Raw genomic sequence first — 8,097 nt, forward strand, 5'->3', positions numbered from 1 at the left:
GGATGGGGAAGGTGGCGGTGGCGTCGGTGACGAAGGTGACCCGGTAGCCGAGGTCGGCGGCCAGGCGGGCGGTGGTCTCGCAGCACTGCTCGGTCTGGATGCCGCAGACGACCAGTTCGCCGATGCCGCGTTCGGTGAGCAGCCGCTGCAGTGCGGTGGTGGTGAAGGCGTTGCGGGACGTCTTGGTCAGGACGGGTTCGCCGCCGGCCGGTTCCAGGCCGTCCATGAGGCGCACGTCGCCCAGGGCCGGGTCGAACACGCCGCCGCTGCCGGGCTCGGCGTGCAGGATCCACACCACCAGGTCGCCGGCGGCGCGGGCGGCGGCGGTGAGGCGGGCGGCGCGGGCGCCGATGTCGGGAGCCGACACGGCCGGCCAGTTCGGGCGGCGGCGGAAGGACTCTTGGACGTCGATGACGAGGAGTGCGCGGTTCATGCCCGTGATGCTGCCCGGGCCGGCCGGCGCCCGGCAGGCATCATCGCGGCACGATGCGGAACGATCCGGTCACCCTCCACGACGCCCAGAGAAACGATCTTCGGCGAGGGAGGGAGGGGACGTTCTGTACGGGCATCCACCGGTATGACGGACCTGGGACGTGACGGGTCCGCGTACACGGGCACAGGTTCACGGGGGGCCGGGGGACGCATGGGCGTACACGAAGCCGGAGCCGCCGCGGGCCGGGACGGCACCGGCCAAGCCGCCGCGCCGGGGGTGACCCTCGGCGTGGAGGAGGAGTTCCTGCTGGTCGACCCGGCCTCGGGGGCGTGCGTGCCGCTCGCGGAACAGGTCCTGGAGCGGACGGGACCGCATCCGGGGCGGGATTCGGGCGGCGCGTTCCACGCCGAGCTGCTGACCTCGCAGGTGGAGGCGGCGACCGGCGTGTGCCGCGACCTCGCCGGCCTGCGGGCGCAGCTGCGGGACGGGCGGGCGGTGCTCGCCCGCGCCGCGCGGGCGGCCGGCGCCCGGCTGGTGTCGGCGGGAACGCCGGTGCTGGACGGGCGGCCCCCGCCGGCGGCGCGCGGCGACCGCTTCGCCGCGATCATGGCCGCCCACGGGGAGGTGGTGGAGGACTACCAGGCGTGCGGCTGCCACGTGCACGTCGGCGTCCCGGACCGGGACACCGCGGTGGCGGTGGTGAACCACCTGCGGCCGTGGCTGGCCACGCTGGTGGCGCTGTCGGCGAACTCCGCGTTCGACCGCGGCCGCGCCGGCAGCTACGCCTGCCGCCGGATCGTGGAGATGGCGCGGTTCCCGGGCGCGGGCACGCCGCCGTTCTCGGCGTCGGCGGCCGAGTACGACGGGCGCGTCGCCGCGCTGGTGGAGGCCGGCGCGCTCGTGGACGAGGCGATGAGCTTCTGGCTGGCGCGGCCGTCGCCGCGGTGGCCGACGGTGGAGGTCCGCGCGGCGGACGCGGCGGCGACCGCGGACGAGGCGGTGCTGCACGCGGCCCTGGTGCGGGGGCTGGTCGGGGCGGCGCTGCGGGATCTGTCGGCCGGGCGCGAGGCCCCGCGCGTGGACGGGCAGGTCTTGGCGGCGGCGCTGTGGAGCGCGGCACGGCACGGGATGGACGGCCCCGGGCTGGACCCGTTCACGCGGCGCGCGGCGCCGGCGTGGCGGCTGGCCGGGGACCTGCTCACCCGCATCGGGCCGGCGCTGGCCGCCGCCGGCGACCTGGACGCGGTGTTCGCGCTGGTGGAGGGCGTCCGCCGGGCCGGGACGGGCGCGGACCGGCAGCGCCGCGCCGCCGCGCGGGGCGGCGCCCGCGCCGTGGTGGACATGCTGGCCCGCCAGACCGAGTCCGGCGGCCTGGCGGGCGGCGCCGTGGACGCCCCCGCCGACGAGCCGGGCCGGCCGCCCGGAGCGGCCCCCGGGGAGGAACCGGGCGTATGGGACGCGCGTGAGCGGGTACCGCGGCCGGACACCCCCGCGACCACGCAGGCCCCCCGGAGCACGGAGGACACATGACCGCTCAGCAGGCCCACCCGCAGGCCCCCGGGGCCCGGCTCCCGGGCACCGGGCCGGGCCGCCGGCCGGAGCAGGCCGCGGTACCGGCCGCGGTGCCGGCGCTGCCCGCCGCGCGCGGGCCGCTGTCGGGCGCCGTCGCGCGGACCCTGGCCGCGGGCCCGCCGCCTGGCGCCGCGCGGGACGTCACCGGGACCGGGCACGCTGCGGGCGCAGCGGTGCGGCGGGCACGGGACGCCGACCCCTACGGGGAGGACCTGCAGCTGGCCCTGCACACCTGCTTCGAGCTGCACTACCGCGGTTTCGCCGGAGTCGACCCGGACTGGGAGTGGGACCCGGGGCTCCTGCGGCTGCGCGGGGCGATGGAGGAGAGGTTCCTGTCGGCGCTGCGCCGCGACGTCGCGGACGGCGGCGCCCCCGCGGACGGCGGTGGAGCCGGTGGCAGCGGGGCCCGTGGCTGTGGAGACCGTGGCGGCGCGGACGTGGACGGTGCGCTGGGGGAGCTGCTGACCGAGCCGGCCGGCGCGCGCGGCGTCACCCACCATCTGCGCGACGAGGGGGAGTGGTGGCAGCTGCGCGAGCATGCGGCGCTGCGGTCGGTGTACCACCTGAAGGAGGCCGACCCGCACGCGTGGGTGGTGCCGAGGCTGCGGGGCCGCGCCAAGACGGCGCTGGTGGCGGTGGAGCACGACGAGTTCGGCGGCGGCCGCCCGGAGATGATCCACCAGGGCCTGTACGCCGGCCTGCTGGACGACCTGGGCCTGGACTCCTCCTACGGCGCCCATGTCGGCGCGGCGCCGGCGGTGATGCTCGCGACGGTGAACATGATGTCGCTGTTCGGTCTGCGGCGGTCGCTGCGGGGCGCGCTGGTCGGGCATTTCGCGGCGGCGGAGATCACCACGGCGCCGGCCGCGCGGCGGATGGCGCGGGCGCTGGAGCGGCTGGGGGCCGGGCCGCGCGCCCGCCTGTTCTACACCGAGCACATCGAGGCCGACGCCGTCCACGAGCAGGTCCTGCGCCACGACGTGATCGGCGGGCTGCTGGAGGACGAGCCCGGTCTGGCGGCGGACGTGGTGTTCGGCGTGCGGGCCACGGGGCTCCTGGAGGACCGCCTGGCCGCGCACCTGCTGGGGAGCTGGCTGCGGCGGCCGCCGCGCTCGGCGCTGCGGCGCCCGCTGCCGGATTCGCCGGCCGGTCCCGCGGCCGGGGGTGCGGCCGGTCCGGTGGCCGGCTCCGCGGCGGGCGAGTGAAGGGGGAGTCCGCAATGCTGCTGCTGAGGCCGCCGGGCGTGTACCGCCCGCAGTCCGACACCCTCCTGCTGGCGGACGCGCTGCGCCGGTCGGGGGTCCCGGCGGGGGCGCGGGTACTGGAGCTGGGCACCGGGACGGGAGCCGTGGCGATGGCCGCCGCGCGCGGCGGCTGCGAGGTCGTCGCGGTCGACGTGTCGGCGCGGGCGGTGCTCACCGCGCGGGTGAACGCGCTGGTCCAGGGCCTGCCGGTCCGGGTGCTGCGCGGCGACCTGTTCGCGCCGGTGGCGGGCGAGGTGTTCGACGTGATCGTCGCCAACCCCCCGTACGTGGCGGGCGACGCCGACCCCGCCTCGGTGCGCGGCAGGTCCCGCGCGTGGGAGGCGGGGCCGGGCGGCCGGATGCTGCTGGACCGGATCTGCGCGGCGGCGCCGGAGCATCTGACGCCGTCGGGGACGCTGCTGGTGGTGCATTCGGCGCTGAACGGGGTCGCGGCGACGCTGGTGTCGCTGCGGCGTGCCGGGATGCGGGCGTCGGTGGTGACGCGGCGGCGGGAGCCGCTGGGACCGGTGATGCGGCGGCGGGCCGCCGAGCTGCGGGCCCGCGGCCTGCTGCGTCCCGGGCAGCGGCACGAGGACCTCGTCGTGGTCCGCGCCGACCGGGTGCGGGAGGGCGGGCATGACCGCCGGGCCGCCTGAGCCCGCCCCGCGCCCGGCCGGCGGCGGGGATCGGGAGCGGCGCCGGGTCAGGATGGTGCCGGGCGGCCCGGTGCTGGTGGAGGGCCCGGTCGAGGTGGTCCTGGAGGACGGGCGCACGGTGGTGTCGGACCGTTTCCTGGTCGCGCTGTGCGCGTGCCGCCGCAGCCGCGCCTACCCGTTCTGCGACACCAGCCACCGCCGCCGCACCCGCCCAGACAACCCAGACAACTCGGACAACCCAGCGGACAGCGCGGACGGCTCCTGAGCGGTCCACTCCGAACTTCGCGGGCCACCGGCCCCCTGGGGCGGGTCAGCCGCCGAGGCTGTCGAGGGCGACGTCCAGGCGCTGCGCCAGGCGCTCGATCTGCTCCTCGTTGGCGCCGGTGTCGAGTTCGGCGATCACCGCGTCCCGGGTGGTGATGACCAGGGCCTCCTCCGGGCCGCTGCCGCGGCCGGGGTCGGCGGGCACCACGGTGGCCTCGCCGGCGACGACGACGAGCGCGGCGCCGCGCTCGCTGGAGGCCAGCAGGGCGTGCAGGTGGTCGGGAGTGATCGTCGGCATGGTGACCTCCAGGTCGGTGCTCGCCGTGTGCGTCTGTGTCCCGTGTGCGTCCGTGTCCGATAGGGGGTCAGGGTTTGCGGCCGATGCCGGTGGCGAACTCGCGGACGCGGCCCGGCCCGCCGGTCCCGGGGGACAGCGGCGGCGTGTCGCGCCCGGCGCCGGTGCGCAGCCCCTCCAGGAACTCCTCGATGGCCTCGCGGGCGGTGTGCCGGGGCGTCCAGCCGAGCTCGTCGCGGGCCCGCGACACGTCCATGATCGGGACTTCCAGCGCCAGGTCGAACAGGCCGGGCGAGGCGGGCACCAGGTGCAGGGTCCAGGCGGCGGCGAGCGCGGCCCGCACACCCCGCGCCGGGACGCGGACGGTGCGGGCGCCCAGGATTCCGGCGAGTTCGGCGGGGTCCAGGACGGGGTCGGCGGCGATGTTGAAGGCGCCGCGGGCACCGCCGGTGACGGCCAGCCGGAACGCCTCACCGGCGTCGGCGGAGTGCAGCGCCTGCAGCCGCAGGCGGGGCAGGTCCGGGACCGCGGGAATCAGGTCGGGGCGGGCGAGTCGGCCGGGCAGCAGCGGCCCGGCGAAAAGGCGCCGCTGCTCGGACGCGGACTGCCGCTCGAAGATGAACCCGGGCCTGATCCGCACGACGCGGCAGCCGGGACGGTTCGCCTCGAACACGTCCAGGAGCCGTTCGACATAGGCCTTCTCACGGCTGTAGGCGGCACCGGGCCACCCGTGCGTGGGCCAGGACTCGTCCACGGCCCGGTCCTTGGGACCGGGGGAGTAGGCACCGACCGACGAGGAGTACACCAGCGCGGGAACACCCGCCTCCGCGGCGGCGTCGAACACCCGCGCGCTGCCGACGACGTTGGCGTCCCACGTCACCGCCGGGCGGTGGGTCGGCTGGAACAGCCACGCCAGGTGCACCACCGCGTCGGCGCCGCGCATCAGCGGGACCAGGTCGCTGTCGGTGACGTCGGCCTCGGCCCACGCGACCTTGCCGCCGTCGCCCAGGTCGAGGTCCGGGCCGGGTCCGCGGCGGGCCAGGCCGGTGATCGCGATGACGCCCGGGTCCGCGGCGAGCGCGCGGACGGTGCTGGTTCCGATGTTGCCGGTGGCGCCGGTGACGACGACGCGCATGGCGGCCTCCCCCTCGTCGGCGTCCCCAGCGGGGCCGTTCCCGCAGGTGGACGGGACCGCCCCATTCCCGTCTCACGCCGATGTATGCCCGGGCCCCGGCACGGCGTCCCGCGCCGGGACCGCTCGGCCGCCCCGCCCGGGTCCGCCCGGGGCCCGCATGGTCAGGCGGGCCCCGGCTCCCCGGGGCGGCAGCGCAGGCAGGGGCGGTACCCGGCGGCCCGCGCGGCGGCCAGGTCACCGAACCCGCGCCGGTGCCCGGGCGTGATCCGCCGCGCGTCGCCGCAGGTGGGGTAGCACACGATCCCGGTGGTGTCGCTGCCGACCAGCCGCACGCCGCGCCGCGCCAGCTCGGCGACCTCGTCGACGTCGACGTCCTCGGCGCGCAGCAGCCGCTCCTTGGCCCCGGCGCCGAACACGTAGTCGCCGAGCCCGCCGTCCGAGCGGGTCACGCGGTGGCAGGGGATCAGCAGCGGCACGGGGTTGCGGCCCAGCGCGGACCCGACCGCGCGGACCGCCCTGGGCCGCCCCGCCAGCCGCGCCACCCACGCGTACGGGCGGATCTGCCCGCGCGGGATCCGCGCGGCGGCGCGCAGCACGGCCGCCTCGAACTCGCTGAGCCCGCGCAGGTCCAGCCGCAGGCCCCCCAGGCGCCCGGTGCGCAGCGCCGGCACCAGCCCGGCGGGCGGGCGCGCGGCGGGCAGCAGCGGCCGCTCGAACCGGGCGCGGAACGCCTCGGTGAACTCCGCCTCGTCCATGCCGGCGCGCAGGTAGGCGACGCCGTGGTCGGTGAAGGCGACCTGCAGGCCGGCGTGCGGGCCCGGCAGGGGACCGGGGACGTGGACGCGGCGCGCGGCGATGCGGTCCAGCAGGCCGCGGGGCGCGTCGGCGGCCAGCCCCGCCAGCTCGTCCGCCCATTCGCCCGCCGGCTCACCGGTCCGCTCGTCCGCGAGCTCACCGGTGACGGCGGCCGGCTCACCGCCTGGCCGGCGGGGTGCCCGCCCGGCGCGATCGTCTCGGGTCATCGGGTGCCTCCTCTCTGCTGCTCGCGCGTACCCGGGGGCGGTGCGCCGCGCAGATCGCGCAGGCGGGCAAGGCCCCGGGAGATGTGCGACTTGACGGTTCCCTCGGGCATGCCGAGGACGGCGGCGATCTCGGCGACGGGAAGGTCGGTGACGTGCCGCAGCACGACCGCGGCGCGCTGGTCGTCCGGAAGCCGCGCCAGCAGCGCGGCGAGCTCACGGCCGGTCTCGTGGCGGGCGGCGGCGTCCTCCACGCCCTCGCCCGGGTCGGGCGGGTCGGGGACGTCCTCGATCGGGCCGGGCGCCGGGCGCCGCGCCGCCGACCGCAGGCTGTTGCGCCACACGTTGGTCAGGATCGTCAGCAACCACGCCCGCGGCCGCAGCCCCGCGATCCGCTCCCGCTCATACCCGCACAGCGCCCGGTAGGCGCGCAGGAACGCCTCCGCGGACAGGTCCTCGGCCTCGGCCCACCGCCCGCACAGCCGCAGCGCCGTGGAGAACACCGCCCCCCGGTACGCCTCGTACAGCTCCGCGAACCCCGCGTCTAGGTCACGCGACAGCGCCGCCGCGACCCGCGCCCCCGCGGTGTCGCCGCCCGCGCCCGCCCCGTCGGCTGGCGGTGGGGTGAGACCTTCGTCCGTAACCGTCACATCCGTTCAACACCGCCGCACCCCGGCCGGTTGCGGCCGCGGCAGGCCGTTCAGCCGAGCCAGCCGGGACGGATCACGCCGGACTCGTAGGCCAGCACCACCAGCTGCGCCCGGTCCCGCGCCCCCACCTTGGACAAGATGCGGCTCACATGCGTCTTCGCGGTCGCCGGCGACAGCACCAGCCGCCCGGCGATCTCCTCGTTCGACAACCCGGCGGCCACCAGCTCCAGCACCTCCCGCTCACGGTCGGTGAGGGAGTTCAGCTCCGCGGCGGGCGGCGGCGCGGTGATCCGGGACGCGAACTCGGCGATGAGCCGCCGCGTCACCGTCGGCGCCAGCAGCGCGTCGCCGCGCGCCACGACCCGCACCCCGTGGATCAGCTCCGGCGGCTCGGTGTCCTTGACCAGGAACCCGCTGGCCCCCGCCTTGATCGCCCCGTAGACGTAGTCGTCCAGATCGAACGTCGTCAGGATCACCACCTTGACGGCGTCGAGCCGCGGATCGGTGATGATGCGGCGGGTGGCCTCCAGCCCGTCCAGGACCGGCATCCGGATGTCCATCAGCACCACGTCGGGACGCAGCTGCGACGCCTGCCGCACCGCCTGCTCCCCGTCCCCGGCCTCGGCGACGATCTCGATGTCGTCCTCGCCCTCCAGGATCGACCGGAACCCCGCCCGCACCAGCGTCTGATCGTCGGCCAGCATCACCCGGATCACGCGATCTCCTCCATCTGCTCCTGCTCCTCATCGGGGCCGCCCCCCAGCGGTAGCCGCGCCCACACCCGGAACCCGCCCGCCGGGCCGGGGCCCGCCGTCATCCGCCCGCCCAC

General features: G+C 77.5%; 10 protein-coding genes. 4 read left to right on the forward strand and 6 right to left on the reverse strand.

What is annotated here, in order from left to right; all coding sequences use genetic code 11:
• A partial coding sequence (locus E1285_RS41120) for an isochorismatase family protein (protein ID WP_132160047.1) occupies positions 1-433 on the reverse strand: 433 nt, incomplete at its 3' end.
• A gap of 210 nt (positions 434-643) precedes the next feature.
• Between E1285_RS41120 and E1285_RS41125 the strand changes: the two genes are divergently transcribed.
• The 4 genes from E1285_RS41125 to E1285_RS41140 are packed head-to-tail and all read left to right on the forward strand — an operon-like array spanning position 644 to position 4,170.
• The gene (locus E1285_RS41125; protein ID WP_132160049.1) at positions 644-1,963 is read left to right on the forward strand and encodes a glutamate--cysteine ligase; all 1,320 of its coding nucleotides are present in this window, start codon (positions 644-646) and stop codon (positions 1,961-1,963) included.
• Positions 1,960-3,210: an iron-containing redox enzyme family protein gene (locus E1285_RS41130; RefSeq protein ID WP_132160051.1), complete on the forward strand. Its 1,251-nt coding sequence runs from the start codon at positions 1,960-1,962 to the stop codon at positions 3,208-3,210. The genes E1285_RS41125 and E1285_RS41130 overlap by 4 nt, the downstream gene beginning before the upstream one ends.
• Positions 3,211-3,224: 14 nt before the next feature.
• The gene (locus E1285_RS41135) at positions 3,225-3,905 is read left to right on the forward strand and encodes a HemK2/MTQ2 family protein methyltransferase (protein ID WP_132160052.1); all 681 of its coding nucleotides are present in this window, start codon (positions 3,225-3,227) and stop codon (positions 3,903-3,905) included.
• A 52-nt stretch (positions 3,906-3,957) separates the two neighbouring features.
• Positions 3,958-4,170: a CDGSH iron-sulfur domain-containing protein gene (locus tag E1285_RS41140; protein ID WP_243723414.1), complete on the forward strand. Its 213-nt coding sequence runs from the start codon at positions 3,958-3,960 to the stop codon at positions 4,168-4,170.
• A gap of 45 nt (positions 4,171-4,215) precedes the next feature.
• Here E1285_RS41140 and E1285_RS41145 read toward each other — a convergent pair whose 3' ends face one another.
• The 5 genes from E1285_RS41145 to E1285_RS41165 all read right to left on the reverse strand — a co-directional run bounded on the left by E1285_RS41145 (position 4,216) and on the right by E1285_RS41165 (position 7,984).
• Positions 4,216-4,467, reverse strand: coding sequence for a hypothetical protein (locus E1285_RS41145; protein WP_132160056.1), 252 nt, complete (start codon positions 4,465-4,467; stop codon positions 4,216-4,218).
• Between the two features lie 67 nt (positions 4,468-4,534).
• The gene (locus E1285_RS41150) at positions 4,535-5,599 is read right to left on the reverse strand and encodes an NAD-dependent epimerase/dehydratase family protein (RefSeq protein WP_132160058.1); all 1,065 of its coding nucleotides are present in this window, start codon (positions 5,597-5,599) and stop codon (positions 4,535-4,537) included.
• Positions 5,600-5,760: 161 nt separating this feature from the next.
• Entirely contained in the window at positions 5,761-6,621 is an 861-nt protein-coding gene (locus tag E1285_RS41155; protein WP_132160060.1) for a methylated-DNA--[protein]-cysteine S-methyltransferase, read from the reverse strand.
• Positions 6,618-7,268, reverse strand: a complete 651-nt coding sequence (locus E1285_RS41160) for an RNA polymerase sigma factor (RefSeq protein ID WP_243723413.1) — start codon at positions 7,266-7,268, stop codon at positions 6,618-6,620. The genes E1285_RS41155 and E1285_RS41160 overlap by 4 nt, the downstream gene beginning before the upstream one ends.
• Before the next feature lie 50 nt (positions 7,269-7,318).
• Positions 7,319-7,984 carry a response regulator transcription factor gene (locus E1285_RS41165; protein WP_132160062.1) on the reverse strand — a complete coding sequence of 222 codons (666 nt, stop codon included), beginning with the start codon at positions 7,982-7,984 and terminating at the stop codon, positions 7,319-7,321.
• Between the last annotated feature and the right edge of the window lie 113 nt (positions 7,985-8,097).

This window comes from Actinomadura sp. 7K507, assembly GCF_004348425.1.
In the GTDB taxonomy this organism is placed as follows: Bacteria; Actinomycetota; Actinomycetes; order Streptosporangiales; family Streptosporangiaceae; genus Spirillospora.

Coding starts and splice junctions, on each gene's coding strand:
- E1285_RS41140 (WP_243723414.1), top strand. CDS start 3,958: ATGGTGCCGGGCGGCCCGGTGCTGGTGGAGGGCCCGGTCGAGGTGGTC.
- E1285_RS41145 (WP_132160056.1), bottom strand. CDS start 4,467: ATGCCGACGATCACTCCCGACCACCTGCACGCCCTGCTGGCCTCCAGC.
- E1285_RS41135 (WP_132160052.1), top strand. CDS start 3,225: ATGCTGCTGCTGAGGCCGCCGGGCGTGTACCGCCCGCAGTCCGACACC.
- E1285_RS41150 (WP_132160058.1), bottom strand. CDS start 5,599: ATGCGCGTCGTCGTCACCGGCGCCACCGGCAACATCGGAACCAGCACC.
- E1285_RS41125 (WP_132160049.1), top strand. CDS start 644: ATGGGCGTACACGAAGCCGGAGCCGCCGCGGGCCGGGACGGCACCGGC.
- E1285_RS41155 (WP_132160060.1), bottom strand. CDS start 6,621: ATGACCCGAGACGATCGCGCCGGGCGGGCACCCCGCCGGCCAGGCGGT.
- E1285_RS41130 (WP_132160051.1), top strand. CDS start 1,960: ATGACCGCTCAGCAGGCCCACCCGCAGGCCCCCGGGGCCCGGCTCCCG.